23 protein-coding genes and 1 pseudogene are annotated in these 22,232 nt (G+C 70.8%); 7 read left to right on the top strand and 17 right to left on the bottom strand.

Features of this window, described 5'->3' with window-relative positions; genetic code table 11:
* Positions 1-86 precede the first annotated feature (86 nt).
* The 3 genes from AQJ64_RS04015 to AQJ64_RS04025 form a co-directional block, all read right to left on the bottom strand.
* On the bottom strand, positions 87-809 hold the full coding sequence (locus AQJ64_RS04015) for a hypothetical protein (RefSeq protein ID WP_055631530.1): 723 nt from the start codon (positions 807-809) through the stop codon (positions 87-89).
* A gap of 101 nt (positions 810-910) precedes the next feature.
* Positions 911-1,906, bottom strand: a complete 996-nt coding sequence (locus AQJ64_RS04020; protein ID WP_055631531.1) for an NADP-dependent oxidoreductase — start codon at positions 1,904-1,906, stop codon at positions 911-913.
* A gap of 31 nt (positions 1,907-1,937) precedes the next feature.
* Complete coding sequence (locus AQJ64_RS04025) at positions 1,938-2,579, bottom strand: GTP cyclohydrolase II (protein WP_055631532.1); 642 nt, start codon at positions 2,577-2,579, stop codon at positions 1,938-1,940.
* Positions 2,580-2,855: 276 nt separating this feature from the next.
* Between AQJ64_RS04025 and AQJ64_RS04030 the strand changes: the two genes are divergently transcribed.
* The gene (locus tag AQJ64_RS04030; RefSeq protein ID WP_055631533.1) at positions 2,856-4,298 is read left to right on the top strand and encodes an amidase; all 1,443 of its coding nucleotides are present in this window, start codon (positions 2,856-2,858) and stop codon (positions 4,296-4,298) included.
* Positions 4,299-4,480: 182 nt separating this feature from the next.
* On the opposite strand, the gene AQJ64_RS04035 is transcribed toward AQJ64_RS04030, so the two are convergent.
* A complete protein-coding gene (locus AQJ64_RS04035) occupies positions 4,481-4,972 on the bottom strand; it encodes a cupin domain-containing protein (RefSeq protein WP_055631534.1) in 492 nt (163 codons plus the stop codon).
* 27 nt (positions 4,973-4,999) lie between these two features.
* Here AQJ64_RS04035 and AQJ64_RS04040 point away from each other — a divergent pair, with 27 nt between their 5' ends.
* The 3 genes from AQJ64_RS04040 (at position 5,000) to AQJ64_RS04045 (ending at position 6,158) form a co-directional block, all read left to right on the top strand.
* On the top strand, positions 5,000-5,431 hold the full coding sequence (locus tag AQJ64_RS04040; RefSeq protein WP_240512439.1) for an extracellular solute-binding protein: 432 nt from the start codon (positions 5,000-5,002) through the stop codon (positions 5,429-5,431).
* A 156-nt stretch (positions 5,432-5,587) separates the two neighbouring features.
* Complete coding sequence (locus tag AQJ64_RS48900; RefSeq protein WP_157880801.1) at positions 5,588-5,884, top strand: hypothetical protein; 297 nt, start codon at positions 5,588-5,590, stop codon at positions 5,882-5,884.
* Positions 5,841-6,158 carry a hypothetical protein gene (locus AQJ64_RS04045; RefSeq protein ID WP_157880802.1) on the top strand — a complete coding sequence of 106 codons (318 nt, stop codon included), beginning with the start codon at positions 5,841-5,843 and terminating at the stop codon, positions 6,156-6,158. The genes AQJ64_RS48900 and AQJ64_RS04045 overlap by 44 nt, the downstream gene beginning before the upstream one ends.
* A 127-nt stretch (positions 6,159-6,285) precedes the next feature.
* Here AQJ64_RS04045 and AQJ64_RS04050 read toward each other — a convergent pair whose 3' ends face one another.
* The 5 genes from AQJ64_RS04050 to AQJ64_RS04070 form a co-directional block, all read right to left on the bottom strand.
* On the bottom strand, positions 6,286-7,476 hold the full coding sequence (locus tag AQJ64_RS04050; protein ID WP_055631536.1) for a cytochrome P450: 1,191 nt from the start codon (positions 7,474-7,476) through the stop codon (positions 6,286-6,288).
* Positions 7,477-7,486: 10 nt separating this feature from the next.
* The gene (locus AQJ64_RS04055) at positions 7,487-8,617 is read right to left on the bottom strand and encodes an NAD(P)/FAD-dependent oxidoreductase (protein ID WP_055631537.1); all 1,131 of its coding nucleotides are present in this window, start codon (positions 8,615-8,617) and stop codon (positions 7,487-7,489) included.
* On the bottom strand, positions 8,614-8,808 hold the full coding sequence (locus AQJ64_RS04060) for a ferredoxin (protein WP_055631538.1): 195 nt from the start codon (positions 8,806-8,808) through the stop codon (positions 8,614-8,616). Before AQJ64_RS04060 ends, AQJ64_RS04055 begins: the two co-directional genes overlap by 4 nt.
* Position 8,809: 1 nt before the next feature.
* The gene (locus tag AQJ64_RS04065) at positions 8,810-10,003 is read right to left on the bottom strand and encodes a cytochrome P450 (RefSeq protein WP_063788633.1); all 1,194 of its coding nucleotides are present in this window, start codon (positions 10,001-10,003) and stop codon (positions 8,810-8,812) included.
* Between the two features lie 203 nt (positions 10,004-10,206).
* Positions 10,207-10,854, bottom strand: coding sequence for a TetR/AcrR family transcriptional regulator (locus AQJ64_RS04070; RefSeq protein WP_055631539.1), 648 nt, complete (start codon positions 10,852-10,854; stop codon positions 10,207-10,209).
* 182 nt (positions 10,855-11,036) lie between these two features.
* Between AQJ64_RS04070 and mhpA the strand changes: the two genes are divergently transcribed.
* The 3 genes and pseudogenes from mhpA to AQJ64_RS45280 form a co-directional block, all read left to right on the top strand.
* Entirely contained in the window at positions 11,037-12,593 is a 1,557-nt protein-coding gene (mhpA, locus tag AQJ64_RS04075) for a bifunctional 3-(3-hydroxy-phenyl)propionate/3-hydroxycinnamic acid hydroxylase MhpA (RefSeq protein WP_055631540.1), read from the top strand.
* Positions 12,590-13,684: an alpha/beta hydrolase family protein gene (locus AQJ64_RS04080; protein ID WP_055631541.1), complete on the top strand. Its 1,095-nt coding sequence runs from the start codon at positions 12,590-12,592 to the stop codon at positions 13,682-13,684. The genes mhpA and AQJ64_RS04080 overlap by 4 nt, the downstream gene beginning before the upstream one ends.
* A gap of 41 nt (positions 13,685-13,725) precedes the next feature.
* A pseudogene (locus AQJ64_RS45280) lies at positions 13,726-14,154 on the top strand (dioxygenase); the annotation flags it as partial.
* A 400-nt stretch (positions 14,155-14,554) separates the two neighbouring features.
* Here the strand turns inward: AQJ64_RS45280 and AQJ64_RS04095 are convergent.
* The 8 genes from AQJ64_RS04095 to AQJ64_RS04125 all read right to left on the bottom strand — a co-directional run bounded on the left by AQJ64_RS04095 (position 14,555) and on the right by AQJ64_RS04125 (position 22,221).
* The gene (locus AQJ64_RS04095; protein WP_055631544.1) at positions 14,555-15,574 is read right to left on the bottom strand and encodes a dihydrodipicolinate synthase family protein; all 1,020 of its coding nucleotides are present in this window, start codon (positions 15,572-15,574) and stop codon (positions 14,555-14,557) included.
* A gap of 48 nt (positions 15,575-15,622) precedes the next feature.
* Complete coding sequence (locus tag AQJ64_RS04100) at positions 15,623-17,101, bottom strand: NAD-dependent succinate-semialdehyde dehydrogenase (RefSeq protein ID WP_079061470.1); 1,479 nt, start codon at positions 17,099-17,101, stop codon at positions 15,623-15,625.
* A gap of 8 nt (positions 17,102-17,109) precedes the next feature.
* Positions 17,110-18,090 (bottom strand): ornithine cyclodeaminase family protein, encoded by a 981-nt coding sequence (locus AQJ64_RS04105; RefSeq protein ID WP_059202403.1) that lies wholly within the window; start codon positions 18,088-18,090, stop codon positions 17,110-17,112.
* Positions 18,090-18,863, bottom strand: coding sequence for an SDR family NAD(P)-dependent oxidoreductase (locus tag AQJ64_RS04110; RefSeq protein WP_055631463.1), 774 nt, complete (start codon positions 18,861-18,863; stop codon positions 18,090-18,092). The genes AQJ64_RS04105 and AQJ64_RS04110 overlap by 1 nt, the downstream gene beginning before the upstream one ends.
* Positions 18,860-19,819 (bottom strand): fumarylacetoacetate hydrolase family protein, encoded by a 960-nt coding sequence (locus AQJ64_RS04115; RefSeq protein ID WP_055631464.1) that lies wholly within the window; start codon positions 19,817-19,819, stop codon positions 18,860-18,862. Before AQJ64_RS04115 ends, AQJ64_RS04110 begins: the two co-directional genes overlap by 4 nt.
* A gap of 146 nt (positions 19,820-19,965) precedes the next feature.
* Positions 19,966-20,901 (bottom strand): VOC family protein, encoded by a 936-nt coding sequence (locus AQJ64_RS04120; protein WP_055631465.1) that lies wholly within the window; start codon positions 20,899-20,901, stop codon positions 19,966-19,968.
* Entirely contained in the window at positions 20,898-21,023 is a 126-nt protein-coding gene (locus AQJ64_RS51635) for a hypothetical protein (RefSeq protein WP_276206601.1), read from the bottom strand. The genes AQJ64_RS04120 and AQJ64_RS51635 overlap by 4 nt, the downstream gene beginning before the upstream one ends.
* A 70-nt stretch (positions 21,024-21,093) precedes the next feature.
* Positions 21,094-22,221, bottom strand: a complete 1,128-nt coding sequence (locus AQJ64_RS04125) for an FAD-dependent oxidoreductase (protein ID WP_055631466.1) — start codon at positions 22,219-22,221, stop codon at positions 21,094-21,096.
* Positions 22,222-22,232 lie beyond the last annotated feature (11 nt).

The raw sequence follows: 22,232 nt of genomic DNA on the forward strand, positions 1-22,232 counted from the left end.
GGCGCCGGTCTCACTGACCGTCACCATGGGGCCGGGACCCGGGACCGGACCTGCCGCCTTGATCAGGGCTTCGACGTTGACGGCTGTCAGCCAGTCCGCCCCAGCGGTACCAGATCCTGGACACCCCTTGGCTCCGGGGGCAGGGTGCGGGGCCGAAACGGCACCACGTGCCCCGGAGGCTCCGCCGCACGCGAGGCGTCAGCAGCCGTGCGCGACTTCTCTTCTCGTGTCAGGAGACGCCCCGCGGCATACCAGGCCAGGAGCGGTACAGCCGCGGCCGACAGCGCTGAGAGCCATGGGCGGTCCGCGGTCGGGACCGCCGCCGCTGCCGAGGACAGCGCGATCAGCGTCACGGCGACCCGTGGCCGGACCTTCGTGGTGGTGGCGATCACCGCCAGAGCCATCAGCACGTACCAGCCCGCACGTACGCCGGGCATCGTCAGGTACTCACGGGCCAAGGGCACTTCTCCCACCGGCCGGCCCTGCGCCGCGGCGAAGACGGCGAGACCGACCGTGCCGGACAGCAGCAATGCTGTGGCCAGGCGCGCGTAGACCTTCTGGTCCCGGTGGGCCAACCAGAGCAGGCTCAGCGCCACCAGGGGCAGCGGGGCGAGAGCGTGGATCCGGGTCAGCGCATGTACCGCGGTCTGCCCGAATGCCGCTCCCCTCTCCGCAAGGGTGGCCCCGTAAGGACGCAGGCGCTCGACGGTGGACGACGTCCAGACGGCCTTGCCGAAGGGCTCCTCACGGGCGGACAGGGCAAGGAGGACGACGTACACGAGCCCGGTCCCGGCCACGCCCGCGAGCACGCGTCCCGGACTCCACCGGACCGCCGCAACTGGCGACGCGATCCCACTGCGGTGCGGCTCGGCCCGTGTGCGGCCGAAGCGATGGACATGGGCGGCGGATCTCATCGGATCCCTGTGGCGTCAAGACGATTCGTCTTGGCCGCCTCCCACAGCGGTATGACGACGGTCTTTCCGGTGGCGTGGCCGGCGCGGGTCTTGGCGATGGTGGCGGGGGCGTCGGCGAGCGGTACTTCGGTGTCGATACGGACGCGCAGTTCCCCGATGGCGGCGAGTTCGGCGAGCGTGGTGAGCGTCTCGGCGGTGGGGTTGTTGGCGAGGTTGATGCCGCGGACGCCGCGGATGGCGAGGGTGTCGGGGTCGGTGGCGTGGTTGGTGCTGAGCAGGGTGCCACCGGTGCGGAGCAGGCCGGCGATGGGGTCGATGTCGCCTGCGGTGGGGGTGACGAGATCGATGACGGCGTCGATGCCCTCGGGGTGGGCTGCGGTCACCTGCTCGTGGGTGGGGGCCTGGGTGAAGTCGATGACGGTGTGGGCGCCGAGCTCGCGCAGGTGGTCGGCCAGGTCGGGGGTTCCGGTGGCCAGGACGCGGGCGCCGAACCGGGCGGCGAACTGGATGGCCGACTGGCCGACGCCGCCGCTGGCGCCGTTGATGAGCAGGGTGTGTCCGTGTTCGAGGTGTGCGGCCTGGACGGCCTGGTAGGCGGTGACGCCGGCGGTGGGCAGCGCGGCGGCGAGGGTGTAGGAGAGGGTGTCGGGGATGAGGGCGATCTTGCCGTCCTGTTCGGCGAGGGTGTACTCGGCGTAGGAGCCCTGGCCCTGGGGCAGGCGCATGAACTGTCCGTAGACGCGGTCGCCGGGGCGGAAGCGGGTGACGCCGGGGCCTGTCTTTTCGACGACGCCGGCTCCGTCGGAACCCATGACCAGGGGGAAGGCGTGCTGGACGGAGTCCTTGAGGGCGCCGTCGGTGACTTTCCAGTCGAAGGGGTTGACTCCGGCGGCGTGGATGCGGACGAGGATCTCGCCGGGGCCGGGCTCGGGCGTGGGCAGGTCGACAAGTTCGGGCTGGGCACCGAATTCGGTGACGACGACGGCTTTCATGGCGAATGCTCTCTCCGATGAGGGGGACCGGTCAGCCGACCAGAACCGGCGCCGGGCCGAGGGTGATGGTGTGGTGGGTGTGCTGGATCTTGGCGTGGAGGTAGCGCAGGTTGCTGGGGGTGGTGTGGACGCCGGTGGGGACGGTGCGGGTGACGGTGATGCCGAGGTTCCGCAACTGCCGTGCCTTGTCGGGGTTGTTGGTGAGGAGGTCGAGGTCGGTGGTGCCGAGGGCGGTGAGCATCTGGGCGGCGGCGGTGTAGTCGCGGGCGTCCTCGGGCAGGCCGAGGGCGGTGTTGGCCTGGTAGGTGTCCAGGCCGGTGTCCTGCAGGGCGTAGGCGTCGAGCTTGTTGTAGAGGCCGATGCCGCGGCCTTCCTGGCGGAGGTAGAGCAGGACGCCTCCGGTGGTGGCGATGCGCTCGGTGGCCTCGCGCAGCTGGGGTCCGCAGTCGCAGCGGGCGGAGCCGAAGGCGTCGCCGGTGAGGCATTCGGAGTGCAGACGCACCAGCGGGGCGGCAGCGGTGGCCGGATCGCCCAGGACCAGGGCGACGTGCTCGGCACCGTCGGCCAGGCCGTTGAAGGTGACCACCTCCGCGGTCACCTGGTAGCCGTCGGCGAAGCTCAGCGGGATACGGACCCGGGTGCGGACGGTGGCGGCGGCGGTGCTGGTGGTCATGGCATCTCCCGTGGCAGGCGGCAGGTTCAAATTTGAATACACTACGGACCTTAGATGTGGGTTCCAATTTGAACAACTAGAGAGGTTGTGATGTGGGACACACGGGATGACCGAGTGTCGAAGGGGTGCGATCCGGAGGCGCCTCCGCCGCTGTGAAGGCCCTGGTCCGCCGCGGCTTCGCTGACGGGAGCGCCCAGCAGGCCGGTCACGCATTCGGCTCCTGGCTTCGCCTCATCGCCCTACCCACCCATCCAACCGAATCCTGGAGCTCCTGCAATGAACCAGTCGAACAACCCCTCCGAGCTGTGGTGTTGGACGGCCGGCCAGATGGCCGAAGGCATCCGGACCCGCGAGATCTCCGCCGCCGCTGTGCTGGACTCCTGTCTGGGGCGCATCGAGCAGGTGAACCCAGCGCTCAACGCTCTGGTCGAAGTGCGTCGTGACGAGGCCGTCGAGGCGGCGCGCGAAGCCGACGCGGCGGTGGCGGCCGGCGTGGACCTGGGGCCTCTGCACGGCGTTCCCGTGTCGACCAAGGTCAACACCTCGCAGCGCGGTCACGCCGTGACCCACGGCGTGACCGCGTTCGCCGATCTCACCGCCCCGGGTGACGCAGCCTGCATCCAGGGCCTGCGTGAGGGCGGTGCCGTACTCGTGGGCCGCAGCAACACCCCGACGTTCTCGCTGCGCTGGTTCACCGACAACGCCCTGCACGGCCGCACACTCAACCCCTGGGATCCGTCCCGTACCCCCGGCGGATCCAGCGGCGGAGCCGCCAGCGCCGTCGCCGCGGGGATGGTCCCGCTCGCGCACGGCAACGACATCGGCGGATCGGTGCGCTATCCCGCCCACAGTTGCGGGCTGGTCGGCATTCGCCCCACCGTCGGCATGGTCTCCGGCTGGGAACCCACCGGAGAGCTGGAGGTCGACCTCCCGCCCACATTTCAGAGCTGGGCCGTTCACGGCCCCTTGGCACGCACTGTCGAGGACGCCCGCCTTGCCCTGCACAGCATGACCACGCCGGATCTGCGTGATCCGTTCGGAGTCCCGCTCGCTCCCGCACCGGACCAGAGCCAGGCGCCCGGCCGTGTCCTGCTCGTGCGCGACGTGGGTCTGGCCAAACCGCAGCCTGCGGTCGGCTGGGCACTCGACGAGGCAGCTGCCAGGCTGTCGCACGCGGGCTACGCGGTCGAAGAACTTGAGGACCTGCCGCTGCTCGCGGAGGCCTCCCGGCTGTGGTTCCTGCTGCTCTGGGAGGACGTCCGTGCCACCTTGCAGCCGATGATCGAGCAGTTCGGCGACGACGGCATCAAGACCTCCCTCGCAGGCATGTACTCCGTCAGCGCCGACATGTGGGGTGCCGCGCCGGGCCTGGACGCCTACATCCGAGGCTGGGCCCGCCGAGGGACCTTGATCAGGAAGCTGCAGGAGATGCTTGCGGACAACACGATCATCCTCACCCCGGTCTCGGCGGAAGTCCCCTTCGAGCACGACGCCGACCTCTCCGGCCAGGAGCGCTTCGACCGGATCGCGGCCGCGCAGTGGCCGATGACCTGTGTCCCGGTGCTCGGCTTCCCCGCGATCTCCGTCCCGACCGGGCTCCAGGACGGCCTGCCCACCGGCGTCCAGCTGATCGGCGGACGCTTCCGCGAGGAGCAACTGCTGACGGCCGCCGCTGCCATCGAAGCCGAAACGCCCCAAGCGATGCCGCACCTGACCTGACGCATCTGACCGCGACCCGGCCCCGGTCAGTACTACTGGACTGGCACTGCTCCGGAGGCGTCAACACCAAGACCAAACGGGTCGCGCCAGTTGCACGGACGAGTAAGCTTCACCCTGCTCCGGCACCGCATCCTCCTCGGATAACAGCACGCTCCGTCACCACCGAATGTGAGCCAGGGCCGTTAAATTGACGCACCCGGAGGCGGGTACGAGCTGGTCCGGTAGCGGCTGCGGAATTCGGCGAGCAGTTGGTCGGTCGCCTCGGCGCCGGCGCTCACCGCGGCGTGGACGTCGCGGAAGTAGTTCTCGTAGCCCGCCGGGGTGTAGAGGCACAGGGCTCGCGCGGTAGCCGGGCCTTCGTTGCGGAAGCCGTGAGGGGTGCCGCGGGTCGCGGCGAGCAGATACCCCGGGCCGGCTGTCACCTCGCCGTCCCCGGTGTGGAGGGTCAACTCGCCTTCGAGCACGTAGAAGTACTCGTCGTGTCCTTCGTGTACGTGGGGCCTGGCTCCGATGGTGCCCGGCGCGAGGCTGAACTCCTCGAAGGCGAAGCGTCCTCCCGTCTGCTCGCTGGTGAGCCGGAAGAAGTGCGCGACACCGGCGACATCGATGAGCTCGCCGTCCGAGGGGCGGCGCAGGAGGGGACGAGGCGCATTGCGGGAAGGACTGTCGGTCATGGCGTCATTGTGGCCCAGCAATTCCGCTTGATCGCTCCGGGCCACGTCGCCAACTTCGGCAGCGCCGGCAGCTTCTCCGGCCTGTCCACCACCAGCATCCCCCAGCACAGCCCCTGGGTCACCTGGCCGCAGACCGCCGCCATCCTCAAGAAGGCCCCGCACAAGGCCGCCGCCAAGCTCTACCTGAGCTGGCTGCTGTCCAAGGACGCCCAGCAGAACTCCATCTTCACCTGGAGCGCACGGTCCGACGTCGCCGCACCCGCCGGCCGCAAGGGCATCTTCGACTACAAGAACACGAACCCGCTCGGCCTCGGCAAGTTCATGAACAACCGCGCCGCTCTCGACCGGTACAAGGCGCTGGTCACCCTCTACGTCGGCGACGTCAAGGGCGTCGACCCCTCCGACCCGGGCGGCGTCCTCGGCCTGTACCCGATCAACCGCGACGGCACCCAGGGCTGACGGGCTCTCGGCTTCGACTCGAAGCCGTACCCCCGCCTCGGGCCAAGGCTCGGCCAGGTCGGCCCAACTCAACCTGGCCCTCGTTGAACCGGAGAAGGACAACTGCATCCGCTTCCCCATGGTCGACTTCGTCGCCTGAACCACCGCAGGTTCGACATGCAGGCCTACCACCACGCACCGGACGTCCACGTGGAGATGGGCGGCGTGGCGACCGCCGACGACGACGAGCACATCGGCGCCATGAAGGGCATCCTGGTCGACAACCCCGAGGCCCGGATCCTCCAGCACTACCCGCAGGTCGCGCAGGGCGAGTGGACGGCGGTCGTCGGCCACTACGTCCCCGGCGAACTTCCGCCTCTGCACCTTCGCCCGCCACCACGAGGGGCAGACCGTGGAGGAGTACCTCCTCATGCGAGAGCTGACGAAGGAGGAGCACGACCCGTACGAGGATGAGAAGCCCTTCGTCACGATCACCAGCCCCGACAGCGAACTGCTTCAGGTCGCAGCCGACGTCCGTCCCGGCTGGAGCGCTGTCATCCGCGGCGACGAACTGGGCAAGCGATCGGCCGCCTTCACCCGGCGCGAGGGCGGCGAGGTCGTCGAACAACTCCGGTTCGCGGCGATCCAGCACGCGCCCGGAGTGGTTCGCTCTTGGCTGCGCCGGCTGATGCCGGCGCAGCCGAGTCGTACTCCATGCCGAGTCGGGTGCGTCCGCCGGTGTCCATGAACGACCGCGCTGCCCTCGACCCGTACCGGGAGGGGCCGGTCAGGTCTGGACGGCAGCCGCACCATCTGGCCACGGTCATGGCTGCCTTCGAGGCCGGCCGCCCGAGAGGGACACCCGGCTGCCGACCTCAGAGCACGACGTCGAGTCGGGCCGGGCGGCGGATCATGACCAGGCCGGGAGGCGGCTCGCGGTGGTAGCCGGGAGCGAGCCGCAGTTCGGGGAAGCGGTCCAGCAACTGCTCCAGGACGACGCGGGCCTCCAGCCGGGCCAGCGGTGCGCCGAGGCAGGTGTGGATGCCGTAGCCGAAGGTCATGGTGGTGGCCTGTCCGACGGGCCGGTCGAGCGAGTAGTCCGCGGCGTCGGCGCCCCAGGCCCGTTCGTCCCAGTTGGCGGACTGGAGGCTGACGGCGAGGCGGTCGCCGGGCTTGACGGGACAGCCGGAGATCTCCCGTTCCTTCGTGACCGTGCGCAACACGTACTGCAGGGGCGCGTCGTGGCGCAGTGACTCCTCGATCGCCGCGGGGACGAGCGACCGGTCGGCGAGGAGGCGTTCCCAGCGGGTGCGGTCGACGAGCAGTTCGTGGAGCAGGTTGGTGATCAGGCCGGCGGTGGTGTCCGTGGCGGCCAGGATCAGCTGGAAGGAGTGGATGACGGCCTCGACAGGGGTGAGCGGTGGCTCGCCGTCGGCGGGGTGCGCGAGACCGTCCAGCACGTCCGCCCCGGTGGGCGGGGCGGCGGCGCGGGCGGCGAGCTGCTGGCCGAGGTAGCCGGTGAGGGCCAGGAACTCCGGCATGTCGGTGCGGAGTTCGGGGAGGACGTCGTCGATCGCGTCGGCCCACTGGTGCAGGCGCTCCCAGTCCTGCTCCGGCAGGCCGAGGAAGGCGTACACCACCCGGGTCGGGATCTGACGGGCCAGGTCGGTGTGGATCTCGGCCTTCTGGCCGGGCTGCCACGCGTCCAGGACACCGGCCACGATCTCGCGGACGCGTGGTTCCTGCGCACGGAGCCGGGCCGGAGCGAACCAGCGCCTGAGACGCCCGCGCAGCGCCGTGTGGTAGGGCGGGTCCGCCATGGTGATCGGGACCGCGGGGAGGTCGGCCGTCCTGGTGCCGCCTTCCAGGGCGAAGTTGTCGACGGACGAGTACGTCTCGTGGTCGGTGAGCACGTCCCGTACGTCCTCGTGGCGGGCGAGGAAGTGCACACCGGGGCGGGGTTGGGACACCGGGCAGCGATCACGGGCCTCGGCGAGCCGGGCGGCGGGATCGGCGTGGTGGGCGGGATCGACCGGATCGTAGGGGGCAGGGTGCGGCTGAGCCATGGTGACGTCCTTACGTACGGGCTGGGGCAGGGGCGGGAACTCCGGCGCCGAGCCGCTTGAGTTTGATCACGGGGAGGCGGTGATTGACGGCGACGGCGGTGGCCGCGCCTCCGTCATGGCGCCACCGCAGCAGCGCACTGCGGTCGTTCACCGATCCGGCGAGGATGTCGGGGGGCCCGGTGAGCGGCAGTTCACCGCTGATCTTGATGTCGAGTCCGCACTGCTCGGTCCAGAAGTACGGGTCCGGTCGGTACGGCCGTGCCGACGCGCCCTCCAGCAGGCCGGCCGCGGCCGCCCGGCCCTGCTCAACAGCGTTGGTCCAGTGAGGAGTTCGGCGCCCTTCCCGCGATACGACGTCCCCGGCGGCGACCACGCCGGGAGCGACGCGGCAGCACGCGTCGGCGACGAGGCCGCCACCGGCGTCCAAGGGCAGGCCGGAGTCTCTCAGCCAATCGGTGTTCGGTACGTCGCCCACCGCGCAGACGATCACGTCGGCCTCCAGGACCGACTCGCCACAGCGCACGCGGTGTTCGCCCACCACGGTGACGCCGTCCGGCGCGACGCGGACACGGATGCCGTGGTCCCGCGCGGCCGCGACGGCGAGATCGGCCAGCCACGGTCCGAGCAGCCTGAGCAGCGGCGGGACGAGGTCGACCACGGTGACCTCCAGGCCGAGCGCGCGGCAGGTCGTGGCGACCTCCATGCCGAGGAAGCCGCCGCCCAGCACGATCGCGCTGCGGGCGGTGGCCAGCCGGGAGGCGAGGGCCTCGGCGTCGTCCAGGGTGCGCACCACCAGGTCGGAGCCGCCGGTCAGGCGGCGTGCCCTCGCTCCGGTGGCGACGACCAGCCCGTCGTACGGCACCTCGGTGCCGTCGGCCAGCGTCACCGTACGGCCGCGGACGTCCAGCCGTACGGCCCGCGCCCCGGTACGGAACTCGATGTCCTCGCCCGGCGCGGGGAGCAGGGCGGATTTCGCGGGTTCCCGGCCGGCGAGGACGCCCTTGGACAGCGGGACGCGGGAATAGGGCTGGTGAGGTTCTTCGGACACGACGGTCACCTGTCCGTCGAAGCCCCCGGCCCGCAGGCTCTCCGCCGCCGTCAGCGCGGCGATGGACCCGCCGACGACAACGATCCGCCTCACGGCCGCACCTTCAGCGCCGCGACGGGGCAGACCCGTACGGCGGCGGCGACCGCCCTCTCGTCCTCCGGGGCCACCTCCTCGCGGGTCAGGTGCAGCTCGCCCTCGTCGTCGAGCCGGAACACCTCGGGCGCGGTCTGCTCACACAGCCCGTGGCCCTCACAACGGTCGAAGTCCACCAGGATCCTGGACATCTCACTGCCCTTCCGTGCGTACCGTGACGGGCAGCGAAGCGATGCCCCGGATGACGTTGTTGAGCTTGCGCACCGGCTCGCCCGCGAGCTCGATCGACGACACCCGCCGTACCAGCGCGCCGAGCACCGCCTGCGCCTCCAGCCGGGCCAGCCCCTGGCCGGCGCAGCCGTGCACGCCGTAGCCGAGGGCGACGTGGTCGACCGGGTTGCGGCGGACGAGGAACTCCTCGGGGCGTTGCCACTTGCGTTCGTCCCGGTTGGCCGAGGCGAAGGACAGCAGGACCCTGGTGTCGGCCGGGATGGTGATGCCCTCGATGTCCACCGGCTGGGTGGTGCGCCGGAAGAAGCCCTGTGCGGGGGACTCCAGCCGCAACGACTCCTCGAACGCCGGGCCGACGAGCGCCGGTTCGGCGCGCACCTCCTGGTAGGCCTGCGGGTGCCGGGCGAAGAGCAGGATCGTGTTGCCGATCGCGTTGATGGTGGTGTCCATGCTGGCGATCACGTACGCGGACAGCAGGGGCACCACGGAGGCGGCCTCGATCTCCCCCCGCTCCGCGGCCTGGTGGATGGCGGCGGCCCAGCCGTCCGGGCGGAGGTTCTCCGGCACCATCACCGTGTTGAGGTACCCGAACATCTGGCTGACGAAGGGGATGGATGCCTCGGCGCGGGCGTTGAACGGGCCGAAGGTGTTGAACGCCGCGTCCGCGAACGACAGCAGCGGGCCCCGTGCTTCCTCGGCGAGCCCGACCAGTTCGGCGACCACGGTCACGGGGAACACCGCGGCGAGATCCGCTACGGCGTCGAAGTCGCCCTTGGCCACGGCGTCGGCGACGAGGTCGTCCGCGAGGGCGGTGATCCGGGTGCGGAGCCCCGCCAGGGCCTTGGGGGCGAGCTTGTCGGACAGCAGAGCCCGCAGCCGGGTGTGGTCCGGCGGGTCACTGGCCAGCACGGTGCCCTTCATCTGGGCGTTGAACTGGTCCTCGTAGCCGACGCCGTGCGCAGACGAGAAGCGTTCGTGGTCGGCCAGAGCCGTGCGCACGTGGTCGTAGCGCGGAAGGACCCAGGCGTCGAAGGTGGTCAGCCGTATCGCGGGGGCGACTTCCCTGAGGTGGCGGAGCGCGGGGTACGGGTCGTGCAGCACGTCGTCGGCGAACAGATCGACGTCGGAGGTGGGCAGAGGCAAGGTCGCATGCATCGACAACTCTCCTTCGAGTTGCTCGGGCCACGACGGAGTTCCGGGACGGAAGGGGGGCCGAGCCGTCGGCACGAGGGGGTGGGAAACGAAGAGAGCGAACCTGTGTGAGTCAACGCTCACACTTGTGGTGAGCATCAGCTCACAACTGCTCCTGCTGCGTCAAGCCCCGTGCATGCACGTGTGTGCCACGGCGATCCAGGCGGTCAGCGGCCGTCCGGGGTGCCGAGGAGGTAGGAGATGACCGCGGTCTGGAGGTGGCTTCGCAGCTCGTTCCAGGGCAGCGGGCGGTCGGACTCCAGGAACTCGCCCTGGGTGACGCGGTGCGCGATCGTGGCGTAGACCAGACGGAAGGCGAAGTCCAGCGCGGCCGCGGGATCCGGGTGTGCGACGGGGATGTGGCGCAGGGCCTCGGCGAAGTTGCGGTTGCCCTCGACGCTGACGCGCGAGCCCTCGACCCGTACCGCTTCGTGCCGGGTGCCGAGCAGCAGGAAAACGCGCAACAACGCCTCGTGCGTCCGGAACGCGTCGGTGATCGCGCCGACCGCCTCGGCGATCGCCACGGCCGGATCGCGCAGGAGGCGCAACCGCTCCACGGACATGCGTTCCGTGATCTCGGCCTGGAGGTTCTCGGTGAAGGCGTGCTGGATGGCCAGCAGGAGCCCTTCCTTGTCGCCGAACCGGCGGTAGATGCTGCCGACCGCCATGCCGGCCCGCTCGGCGACCGCGGCCACGGTCAGTGCGTCCACTCCGCCCTCTTCGAGCAGGGCGTACCCGGCCTGCATGAGGTCCTGCTGCGAACGGCGACTGCCTTCACGGAGAGCTGTGGGCCGGCGGATGGGGGACTCGGTCATTTGCGCAGTTTATCGACCGGGCTCTTGACGTCCATGTTGCCGTCGTGTGAATCTCACTTCACTCTAACTGTGAATGCGAATTCACGCGAAGGCCCGGCACGCACCGCACGGTCGAGCCGTACCCCTCTCCCATCCCACCACGACCCCTCGCAAAGGCGCGGGGCTGTCTCTGGAGGTGTCCGATGGCTCCGCGCTATGACATCGCCGTCGTCGGCTACGGTCCGACCGGACTCGCCGCGGCGTCCCTGCTGGGCCGGCTCGGCCACCGGGTGGTGGTCTGCGAACGCTGGCCGGCCCTGTACGGGCTGCCCCGGCTCACCCACATCGACGACGAGACCGCACGTACCGTCCAGGCGGCGGGCGACGTCGACGAGGCGCTGCGGGACTCGTCCCCGTGCGAGTACCTGTGGGTCAACGGCAAGGGCGAGACGCTCGTGCGCATCCCGGCGAACCCCGACGGCCCGATGGGATATCCGGACCACATCTCCATGTACCAGCCGGACGTGGAGCAGGCGATCGACAAGCGGTTGCGCGGTTACGGTTCGGTCGACGTCCGACAGGGCTGGGCGGTCACCGGCCTCGACCAGGACGACGACGGCGTCACCCTGCGCCTGTGCGGCTGGAACGCCGAGACAAGCTGTGCGGACGGCCCGCGCGACGAGGTCCGGGCCCGCTACGTGATCGCCGCCGACGGCAGCCGCAGCGGGGTACGGGAACTGCTCGGCGTGGAGCGCGAGGACCTCGGGTTCAACGAGCAGTGGGTCAACATCGACACCGAGTGGCTGCGCCCCCAGCCCCCGGAGTTCGCCTACGGAACCCAGTACTGCGATCCCGCGCGCGGCCACATGACCATCAACATCGGCACCACCCGCCAGCGCTTCGAGTTCGCCCTGCTGCCGGGCGAGTCCCGGGAGGAGATGACCGCGCCGGAGACGGCCTGGCGGCTGCTGCGCGACTACCACGACCTGGGACCGGACGACGTACGGATCACCCGTCAGCTCGTCTACGGCTTCGAGGCCCGCATCGCCACCCGCTGGCGCACCGGGAGGGTCTTCCTGGCCGGCGACGCCGCCCACACCATGCCCCCCTACCTCGGCCAGGGCGCGTGCAGCGGCCTGCGCGACGCCACCAACCTCGCCTGGAAACTGCACCTCGTCCTCGGCGGGCTGGCGCCCGAGGCTCTGCTGGACACCTACGAGAGCGAGCGCCGCCCGCACGTCACCGCCCTCACCCACATGGCGATCGGCCTCGGCAAGGTCGCCAACACCCACGACGTCGAGGCAGCGGCGGCCCGGGACGCGGCCTTCTTCGCGGGCAAGGTACCCCCGCCGCCCCCGTTCCCGCCCCTTGCGGGCGGAGTCCTCAGGCCGGACGGGGACGCGCCCGTCGGCACCCTCACCCCCCAGGGCCGCGTCCGCCTCGCCGACGGCCGCACGGGACGCTTCGACGACCTGACCGGATACGGCTTCACCCTGGTCACCGCCGAAGATCCCACCGCCGCCCTCGGCCCCGACCGGCTCGCCAGGCTGACGCGCCTGGGCTGCACCGTGGTCGCCCTCGACACCGTCGACGACCTCGACGGGCGGCACCGGGAGTACCTCCAGCGGCTCGGCGCGGTCGCCTACCTGGCACGCCCCGACTTCGTGCTGTTCGGCGTGGCGGCGGACAGCACGGACCTCGGCGCGCTCGTGGACGACCTGGACGAGGCACTGTCCGCCACGGCCAAGGCGGTCGTATGACGGCCGCGGTCCCCGGGACGGCCTCTCTGCCGCCGCTGGTGGCGGCCCAGCACCGGGCCATGCCCTTCACGCGGCTCACCGACTGCGGCATGGACCCGGCCGACGCCCGCCGCCTGCTCGCCGACACCGCGGCCGGGACGCCGTGGCAGGACGCCGCCGCGGCCATCGCGGAGACGCAGCTGGAACGGGCCCGCGAGGCAGAGCGGTCGGGGCACCGCACGACCGCCCGGCAGGCGTACCGCCACGCCTCCGCGGCCTGGATGTTCGCGCAGATGGCGTACCAGACCGACACCGCGGAGAAGCGGGATCTGTACGCCCGGCACACCGCCGCGACCGCCGCTCTCGCACCGGCCGTGGAGCGCGTGGAGATCCCGTATCGCGACGGGCGGCTCGGCGGCTGGTTGTGCCTGCCGCCGACGGGCGAGGCGCAGGCCACCGTCATCGTCTGGGGCGGCCTCAGCGGCTGGGGCGCCGCGTACCTGCCCGTCGCTGAGGCCTCCACCTCTCGCGGCCTGGCCTGCCTGCTCGCGGAAGGTCCCGGGCAGGGCGAGTCGCGGCTGCGTCACGGACTGTACGTCGACGAGCGCGTCACCGAGGGCTTCGCCCGCTTCGTCGACCTGGTCGAGGCCGATCCCCGTCTCGGCGGCGCGATCGGGATCCAGGGCGTCAGCTTCGGCGGCCTGTTCGCCGCCCACCTGGCCGCCGCCGACCCGCGCGTCGGCGCGGTGGTGGTCAACGGCGCCCCGGCCACGCCCACGGTCCCCGAATACCGCACCGCCCGCGAACAGATGGCCGCTGTGGTCGGCACCGACGACCCGGACCGGGTGACCGAGGTCATGGACGCCCTGCGCTTCGACCCGGACAAGCACCGCATCACCTGCCCGCTGCTCCTGCTGCACGGCGGCCAGGACCCTCTGGCCCGCTACGAGGACCAGGAGCCCTTCCTGCGCGCCGCGGACCCCGCCGCCGCGACCGTCCGCATCTGGCCCGACGGCGAGCACACCCTCTACAACCACGCGGCCGAACGCGACGCGCTCACCGGCGACTGGTTCACCGACCACCTCACCGGCCAGGGCACCCCGAGAGGTTAGGACCATCAGTGGACTTCACCGTCTAGACCGCCACCGAGGAGAGTCTCACCCGCCACCTCCACGACTTCGTGCGGGACATCGAACCCACGATCCAGGAGTGGGAGGCCGCTATCGGTTTCCTCACCGCCGTCGGCCAGAAGGGCGACGACACCCGCCAGGAGTTCGTCCGGCTCTCCGACATCCTGGGCGCCTCCCTGCTCGTCGAGACGAGCAACGGGGCCGAGGAGGGAACCGAGAGCACCGTCCTCGGCCCCTTCCACATGACCGAGTCCCCCCGCCGCGAACGCGGCGACTCCATCGACCTCCTCGGCACCGACCGTCCCTGAGTGGTCTGCGGCCGAGTGCGCGCCGCCGACGCAACACCGCTTCAGAGCGCCGAACTCGACGTGTGGCAGGAACTCGGCCTGACCGAGCGCGACTTCGACGAGATCACCGCCCAGGCACAGGCCCAGCCCTACGCCAACCCACGCCCTGTCACCGCGCAGGCCCTCCGCTTCCTCCTCACTCAGGCCCTGAAAGGAACCCTCGCGTGATCAAGTTGGTGGCCGCCGTACGGCGGCACCCCGGCTGACGCACACCGAAGAGGCCGAGTACATCGAGAAGGCGCACGGCTGACAGCAGTCGCCAACAAGCCGACCGTGCGCAAGTACGTCCAGCCGAGCTGTGGTCAACGGGATCACGGACGTTGCCACCGTCCTGTCCTCCGCCGACGGTACGACGCCGGACCGGGAGGCGTGGAGGCAGCGGGGCCGGTACTCGATCGGTGCGCACTTCGGGGCCGGAGCGATGAGGGACGCGCCTGCCGTGCCGGGTGGCGGACCCGCGCTGGGAACGACATGACGCATCGCCTGCCGCGGGTCCGCCGGCGTCTCACGCCGGGTTGCGGCCCATGAAGAACTCGCGGAAGGGATCCATGCTCGGTTCCAGGCCGGCGTCGATCAGACCCTTGCGCAGCGCGGTCATCTGGGCGTCGTGGATGCGCTGGGTGGGCTGGCGGAGAGGGCCGCCGTTGTAGCCCTGGAGCCAGCCCTGGAACTTCCATGCCTGCCGGTTGATGAACGCCCCGCCGTGCAGGGCCGGGGCGAGACCGGCCTTGATCTTCCGGGCGGGGTGGAGCTGCCAGTAGATGTCGGCGGCCTCGTCGTACTTGCCCTCCCGCAGGAGGTGGAAGGCGCGCGGGATCATCGGGCCGTAGTACTCGTGGTCGCTGGTGGCCGAGAACTGGATCGGCATGATCTGTGACAGCGGGATCAGCTCGCCCTCGATGGGCATGGAGATGACGACCTCGTCGCCGAAGTGGCGGTGGCACTCGATGACGCTCTGGATGCCGGGGAAGCCGCCCTCCGCCTTGATCGCGACGATGTTGGGGCAGTCGTCGATCAGGCGCCGGATCAGGCGTACGGGGATGTCGGAGGGGTGGATGCGGGGGCTGAAGCCCCACAGGTACATCGGGAAGAGCATGACGCCGAGGTTCGTCGCGTCGCAGACGGCCTTGGTGTAGTCGTGGATCTCCTGCTCGGACTCGGGGTAGAAGTTCGGCGGGTACGACAGCAGCACCAGCTCGGCGCCCGCCTCCTCCGCGCCCTTCACGGCCTCGATGTTCTGCTCCAGCGTGCTCCAGCTGGCGTGGTGCACCAGCAGGAACCGGTCGCCCGCCTCGTCCTTGACGATGTTCAGGAAGTCCAGATACTCGGGGAGCTGGATGGCGACCTCGGAGACGCCGAGGGTGCCCATGAAGCCGTGCTCGATGGCGAGCCGGGTGTCGTGGCGGATCGCCTTCTCGTTGATGTTCCTCAGGTCGCCCGTGAAGGACGGGATCGTGCAGTTGACGACGCCGACGAGGTTCTCGCGTGCCCATTCGCGGGCTTCGGCGCGGGTGTAGCGGGCCATGGTGGTGTGCTCCTCGGTCTTTCGTGATCAGACGTGGGGGTTTCGTGATCAGGCGTGCGGGGTTTTCGCGCCTTCCCAGGCGAGGTACTTGAGCTCCAGGAACTCGTCGAGGCCGTAGACAGAGCCCTCGCGGCCGATGCCCGACTGCTTGACGCCTCCGAAGGGGGCGGTCTCGTTGGAGATCAGGCCGGTGTTGATGCCGACCATGCCTGCCTCCAGGGCGGCGGCGACGCGCCAGATGCGCTCGGCGTCCTTGGCGAACAGGTAGGCGGCGAGGCCGAATTCGGTGTCGTTGGCCCAGCGGATCGCGTCGCTCTCGTCGGTGAACCGCACCAGTGGGGTCACCGGGCCGAAGGTCTCCTCGCGGGTGACGGCCATCCCGGCGGTGACGCCGGTCAGGACGGTCGGCTCGTAGAAGAGACCGCCACGTGCGTGGCGCCTGCCGCCCTGAAGGACGACGGCCCCGTGGGCGAGCGCGTCGGCGACGTGGGACTCCACCTTCGCCACGGCGTTCTCGTCGATGAGCGGGCCTTGCTGGACGCCCTCGTCGAAGCCGTCGCCGACGGCGAGGGCGGCGACCCGCTCGGCCAGCTTCTTCGCGAACGCGTCGTGGATCCCGTCCTGGACGTAGACGCGGTTGGCGCTGATGCACGCCTGGCCGGTGTTGCGGTACTTGGTGGCGATCAGGCCCTCGACGGCCTCGTCGAGGTCGGCGTCGTCGAAGACCAGGACGGGTGCGTTGCCGCCCAGCTCCATCGAGGTCTTCTTCACCGTCTGCGCCGACTGGGCCAGCAGCAGCCGGCCGACCTCGGTGGAGCCGGTGAAGGTGATCTTGCGGACGAGCGGGTTGCCCGTGAGCTCGGGGCCGATCTCGCGCGGGTCGCCGGTGACCACGTTGAACACCCCCGCCGGGATGCCCGCACGCTCGGCGAGTTCGGCGAGCGCCAGGGCGGTCAGCGGGGTCTGCTCGGCGGGCTTGAGCACCATCGTGCAGCCCGCGGCCAGCGCGGGACCCGCCTTGCGTGTGATCATCGCGGCGGGGAAGTTCCACGGGGTGATCGCCGCGCAGACGCCGACCGGCTCCTTGAGGACGACGATCCTGCGTGACGCCTCCGGAGCCTCCATGACGTCGCCCCGTATGCGCTTGGCCTCCTCGGCGAACCACTCCAGGAACGACGCCGCGTACACGACCTCGCCGACGGCTTCCGGGTAGGGCTTGCCCTCCTCCAGCACGATCAGCCGGGCGAGGTCCTCGGCGTGCTCGGTGACCAGGTCGAACCAGCGCCGCAGGATCCGGGACCGTTCCTTGGCCGGGCGGGCCCGCCAGGCCGGCAGCGCGCGGTGTGCCGCCTCGATCGCCGCGGTGGTCTGCGCGGCGTCGAGGAGCGGCACTTCGGCCAGCAGGTCGCCGGTGGACGGGTTGTGCACGGCGAGGGTGCCGGCGGTGGTGATCCAGGTGCCGTCGACGTACGCGGCGGTCTTCAGCAGGGACGGGTCGTCGAGTTCTCGGCGCACGGGATTGCTCACGGGGGTGCTCACTTCGATACCGGGGAAATGGTGACGGGCAGCCGGGTGCCCAGGGACAGCTCGGCGGCCCGCCGCACGCACATCGCGGCGACGGCGAGGTCCTGCGCCGCCGAGCCGACCGACTTGTAGATCACGACCGCGTCGGGGTCGTGCGCCGGCCGGCCGGCCACGCGACCGGAGACGACGTCGGCGAGCGAGACCGTCTTGGCGGCGAAGTCGACGCCCGCCTTCCTGGCCGCGATCAGGTCTCCCGTGTCCTCGGTGACCTCATGGACCAGGTCGGCGACGATCACCTCGGCGCGCGAGATCACCTCGGTCGCCAGTTCGCGCTGCTCGGGCAGGGTGGACCCGATCGAGACGACGGTGGCCCCGGCCGGAGCCTCCCGCAGGGTCGGCTGCTCGTCCCGGGAGCGGGCCGCGCAGATGACCAGGTCCGCACCGGCGACGGCCGCCTCGGGGCTCTGAGCGGTGGCGGTCGGCAGTTGCAGATCGGCGAGTTCCTGGGTGAACCGGGTGCGGCTGGCCGGGGTGGGGCTGAACACGGTGACGGACGACAGGTGGCGTATCGCCGCCAGGGCCCGGACGTGGTTCTGCGCCTCGAAACCGGACCCGATCACCGCGACGCGCAGCGGACCGGCGGGGGCCAGCAGGTCGGCGGCGAGCGCGGAGGTGGCGGCGGTACGGAAACCGGTGATCGAGTGCCCGTCCAGGAGCGCGGTCAGCTCCACGGTCTCCTGGTCGAACAGCGGGATCAGATACGAGGCGCGGCGGTTCCGGAGCGAGGCGGCGATCAGTTTGGCGCCCATCGGGCCGCCGTCGCCGGGCACACCGCTGAGCGTGCGCAGCCACAGGCCGTCCCCGCGGGCCATGGAGCGCGAGGGGAAGCGGGTCTCGTCGGGTGGTGCGGCGTAGGCTCCGCGGAGTGCGGCGATGGCGTCGGCCCAGTCGAAGGCGGCTCTGACGTCGGCGTCGGTGAGAAAGAGGGTCATCAGGTGCTCCCTGAGTCTGTCGAGTGTGCGGTGCGCTTCAGTGCGTCGGAGATGGACTTGACGCCGCCGTGCGCGGTGAGGCCGCCGTCGACGGGGATCTCGGCGCCCGTGATGAACGACGACTCGTCCGACAGCAGGAACACGACCAGCGGGGCGACCTCGTCCACGGTGCCGGTACGCCCCAGCGGGGTCTCGCGGATGTTGGCCTCGCGGAAGGCCGGGGCCGCGGAGGCGGTCATCGTGGTCTCGATGTAGCCGGGATGGATCGTGTTGACGCGGATGCCGCGCGGGCCGAGTTCCAGGGCGGCGGCCTTCGACAGGCCGCGCAGCGCCCATTTGCTGGCCGTGTACGCCACCGGGTAGTGGGCGGTGAGAGCGGCGGAGGAGCCCACGTTGACGATGGACGCTCCGGGCGGCATCAGCGGGGCGAGGTGCTGCATGCCCACCAGCGGGCCGGTGACGTTGACGGCGTGGACGCGGTCGAAGTCCTCGGGGCGCACGTCGTCGAGGCGGGCGCGCCAGGTGATGCCCGCGTTGTTGACCAGACCGTGCACCTGTCCGTGCATCTCGCGCAACTCGGCTGCGAGTTCGGCCCAGTCCGCCTCGCTGGTGACGTCGAGGCGGCGGCAGCCGGAGGTCGCCGTCACGTCGGTGGCGATCACGAGGGCGCCCTCGCGGGTCAGTGCCTCGGCCTCCGCGGCGCCCTGGCCCCGGGCCGCGCCGGTGACCACGACGACCTTGCCCGACAGCCTCTTGGGGGAGAGGTCCGTCATGGCCGCTCCCGCGGGCGGCGCCGGGCTGCCGGAAGCGGCACGGCCGGGGGGCCGGTCGTCACGGTGTTGGAGACCGTGCCGAGGCCTTCGACGGTGAGTGTGACCGTGTCGCCGGGCCCCAGGGGCGGAGGGTCCTGCGTTCCGCGTACGCCCCACAGTTCGGCGAGGCAGCCGCCGTTGCCGCAGGTCCCGGAGCCCAGAACGTCACCGGGGCGGACGACGGCGCCGCGTGAGGCGTAGGCGGTCATCTCCTCGAACGTCCAGCTCATGTTGGACAGCAGGTCCTTGCCGACGACCTCGCCGTTGATCTCGGCGGTCAGGGCGAGGCGCAGGAAGCCGTCCGCGTCGCGGTAAGGCTCCAGCTCGTCGGCGGTGACGAGGAACGGACCGAGGGTGGTGGCGGTGTCCTTGCCCTTGCAGGGGCCGAGCCCGACCCGCATCTCGCGGGACTGCAGGTCGCGGGCGGACCAGTCGTTGAAGATCGTGTAGCCGACGATGTGGTCGCGGGCCTGCTCGGGGGTGAGGTCCCGGCCTTCCTTGCCGATCACGGCGGCGACTTCGAGTTCGAAGTCGAGCACGTTCGACCCCGGTGGCAGGGGTACCTCGTCGTAGGGGCCGATGACCGCGTAGGGGTTGCCGAAGTAGAAGGTCGGCGCGTCGTACCAGGCGTCCGGCACACCGGTCGCTCCGTCGACCGAGCGCCGGACGCCTTCGACATGCTCCTCGAAGGTCACGAAATCGCGGACGGTGGCGGGCTGGAGCGGCGGCAGCAGTCGCACCGCCGACAGATGGGGTCCGGCGTGGGCGTCGAGGGCGGTGGCGCCCGCCTCGGACAGGGCGCCGGCCGCGATCAGTTCGGCGAGGGTGCGCTCGCCGGGGACCGGGTGGAGACGGCCGTCCTCGCCGACGGCGCCCACCCGGCGCTGTTGCTGGTGTTCGTATGAGGCGAAGCGCATGTGCGGCTCCAGGCTTCGGGAATTCGAGGGCTTCGACGGCTTCGACGGCTTCGAGGGCTGCGGGAAGCGGGCAGGGGACGTGGCACGGGCAGTCAGGGCAGTCAGGGCGGTTGACGGGGCCGCCGCGCCCCCCGGAACTCGGGAGATCAGACGGGCGGGGCGACGAACACGCCTCGGTCGACGTCGTTGAACGACTCCTTGGCGATGAGTTCGTTCATCGGGTTGGCCGTACCCCACTGATCGGCGACGCCGTCCTCGGAGAAGTCGTAGACGTGCGGGTGCCAGGTGTCCTCGTCCAGGGTCTCCAGCTCCGTCGTGTACTCGACGGTGTTGCCGTGCGGGTCCAGGAAGTACGTGAACGTGTTGTCGCCCGCCGTGTGGCGTCCCGGGCCCCAGAGCTTGCGGACACCGGCCCGCAGCAGACGGCCGGTGCCGCGCATGTACTCGTCGATGCCGCGCATTTCGAAGGAGACGTGGTGCAGGGCGGTGTGCGGGCCCTGCGCGATCGCCATGGAGTGGTGCTGGGAGCTGATCCGCATGAAGTGCATGGCCTCCCCCATGCGGGGATGCCAGAGCGTGTCGGAGAGGCGGAAACCGAGGTGGGTCTCGTACCACTCCCGGGTTTTGTTCAGGTCCGGCGAGTTGAGGACGACGTGTGACAGCTTGACCGGGATCGACTCCTTCTCCTCGATCTTGCGGTGCTGTCGTACCTCGACGTCCGCGGAGACCTCGATGGTGCGCCCGTCGACGTCGAAGAAGCGGAAGCCGTAACCGCCGCCGGGGGTGTCCACCGTGCCCGGCTGGGAGATCAGTTGCACGCCGCCGGCCAGGAGCCGCTCGGCGAGGGTGTCCACGTCCTGCGGTGAAGCCACACCGTAGGAGACCAGGTCGAGGCGCTTCTCGTCGGCCTTGCGCAGCCGGACGACGTACTGCTCGGGGGAGCCCTCGGCGGCCAGGAAGGAGATGCCGGAGTCCTCGGTGACCTTGGTCAGGCCCCAGACGCCGGAGTAGAAGTCGAGTTGTCTGTCGTAGTCGGGCACGGCGAGATCGACGTGCCGCAGGTGGGTGAGCAGGTGGTTCATTGTGGGGGTTCCTCCTCAGTGAGGTTGAGCAGCGCGGCCGCGTTGCCGCCGCGCACGGCGTCGAAGTCGGTGTCGGGCAGGCGGGCGGCAGGCAGCGCGCCTACGGGGTCCTCGGCGCGCATGTCGAAGGGGTGGTCGGAGCCGGGGCCTCGGGCAGCAGGACGTGTGCGTGCACATCCACGGTGGGCTGCATCACGGGAGCGCCTTGAGGAGGGTCATGGACCGGCCGATCAGCCCCAGCACGTCGCCGCGCACTTCGTCCAGCTGCCACTGGCCGAGCTGCACGGACGCGTCGACGACGGTCCGCACCCGGGGAATGCGGCGCTCGTAGTAGGTCTGGAACAGGTCGTCGTCCCAGTCCCGTCCGCTGGTGAGCAGCTCGGCGAGGACGAGGGCGTCCTCCAGCGACATGGCCGCCCCTTGCGCGAGGCTGGGCGGGCAGCAGTGGACGGCGTCGCCGATCAGGACGATCCGGCCGCGGTGCCAGGAGCCCTCGACCAGCAACCGGTGGTACCAGGTGTAGTTGATCTTCCCCGGGTCGGTGATGTGCTGGGCGATCTCGGGCCAGACACCGCCGTACTGGTCGGCGAGGCGGCGCATCTCGTCCGCGTACGACCCCGGCGGGATCGTGTCACGGCCGCGGCATGCCTCGACGACGTAGGCATAGAGGGTGCTCTCGCTGGTCGGGCAGTACCCGGCGGCGTACGCGGGGCCGCCGAACGTCAGGTCGGTGCGGGTGACGTCTGCGGGGCGCGGGGCGGGGGTGCGCCAGATCGCCTGGCCGGTGGGTTCGGGCTTGTCGGTGATGCCGATCATCGCGCGGGTGGCGGAGTTCAGGCCGTCGGCGCCGATGACCAGGGCGTAGCGGCCCTCGGTGCCGTCGCTGAAGCGCACCCGGACGCCCTTCGTGCCCTGGTCCAGGATCTCGGCGGTGGTGCCCAGGCGGACGGTGGCGCCACAGGCGCGGACCGCGTCGCTGAGGATCTGCTGGAGCTGGGGGCGCCGCATGCCGAGGGTGGCGGGCAGATCCTCCCCGCCGGTCCTGATGTCCTCGACGACGTGCAGGAGGGTGCCGTCCGGGGCGGTGATGCCCAGCGAGCCGAAGGGGAAGCCGGAGGACTCCACCTGCTCCCACAAACCGAGTTCACGCAGGACGCGCAGGGCGTTGCCCTGGACGGTGATGCCGGAGCCGGTGGTGGCGTTCCAGTCCGGTTTGGCCTCGACGAGGTCGACGGTGAGGCCGGCGCGGCGCAACAGGATCGTCACGGTGTTGCCGGCGAAGCCGCCGCCGATGACGAGGACTCTCCTGGCTGTGATCATGGGAACTCCCT

The sequence above is a fragment of the Streptomyces griseoruber genome (assembly GCF_001514205.1).
Lineage (GTDB): Bacteria > Actinomycetota > Actinomycetes > Streptomycetales > Streptomycetaceae > Streptomyces > Streptomyces griseoruber.

Coding starts and splice junctions, on each gene's coding strand:
- AQJ64_RS04020 (WP_055631531.1), bottom strand. CDS start 1,906: ATGAAAGCCGTCGTCGTCACCGAATTCGGTGCCCAGCCCGAACTTGTC.
- AQJ64_RS04025 (WP_055631532.1), bottom strand. CDS start 2,579: ATGACCACCAGCACCGCCGCCGCCACCGTCCGCACCCGGGTCCGTATC.
- AQJ64_RS04030 (WP_055631533.1), top strand. CDS start 2,856: ATGAACCAGTCGAACAACCCCTCCGAGCTGTGGTGTTGGACGGCCGGC.
- AQJ64_RS04035 (WP_055631534.1), bottom strand. CDS start 4,972: ATGACCGACAGTCCTTCCCGCAATGCGCCTCGTCCCCTCCTGCGCCGC.
- AQJ64_RS48900 (WP_157880801.1), top strand. CDS start 5,588: ATGCAGGCCTACCACCACGCACCGGACGTCCACGTGGAGATGGGCGGC.
- AQJ64_RS04045 (WP_157880802.1), top strand. CDS start 5,841: ATGCGAGAGCTGACGAAGGAGGAGCACGACCCGTACGAGGATGAGAAG.
- AQJ64_RS04050 (WP_055631536.1), bottom strand. CDS start 7,476: ATGGCTCAGCCGCACCCTGCCCCCTACGATCCGGTCGATCCCGCCCAC.
- AQJ64_RS04060 (WP_055631538.1), bottom strand. CDS start 8,808: ATGTCCAGGATCCTGGTGGACTTCGACCGTTGTGAGGGCCACGGGCTG.
- AQJ64_RS04065 (WP_063788633.1), bottom strand. CDS start 10,003: ATGCATGCGACCTTGCCTCTGCCCACCTCCGACGTCGATCTGTTCGCC.
- AQJ64_RS04070 (WP_055631539.1), bottom strand. CDS start 10,854: ATGACCGAGTCCCCCATCCGCCGGCCCACAGCTCTCCGTGAAGGCAGT.
- mhpA (WP_055631540.1), top strand. CDS start 11,037: ATGGCTCCGCGCTATGACATCGCCGTCGTCGGCTACGGTCCGACCGGA.
- AQJ64_RS04080 (WP_055631541.1), top strand. CDS start 12,590: ATGACGGCCGCGGTCCCCGGGACGGCCTCTCTGCCGCCGCTGGTGGCG.
- AQJ64_RS04095 (WP_055631544.1), bottom strand. CDS start 15,574: ATGGCCCGCTACACCCGCGCCGAAGCCCGCGAATGGGCACGCGAGAAC.
- AQJ64_RS04105 (WP_059202403.1), bottom strand. CDS start 18,090: ATGACCCTCTTTCTCACCGACGCCGACGTCAGAGCCGCCTTCGACTGG.
- AQJ64_RS04110 (WP_055631463.1), bottom strand. CDS start 18,863: ATGACGGACCTCTCCCCCAAGAGGCTGTCGGGCAAGGTCGTCGTGGTC.
- AQJ64_RS04115 (WP_055631464.1), bottom strand. CDS start 19,819: ATGCGCTTCGCCTCATACGAACACCAGCAACAGCGCCGGGTGGGCGCC.
- AQJ64_RS04120 (WP_055631465.1), bottom strand. CDS start 20,901: ATGAACCACCTGCTCACCCACCTGCGGCACGTCGATCTCGCCGTGCCC.
- AQJ64_RS51635 (WP_276206601.1), bottom strand. CDS start 21,023: ATGCGCGCCGAGGACCCCGTAGGCGCGCTGCCTGCCGCCCGCCTGCCC.
- AQJ64_RS04125 (WP_055631466.1), bottom strand. CDS start 22,221: ATGATCACAGCCAGGAGAGTCCTCGTCATCGGCGGCGGCTTCGCCGGC.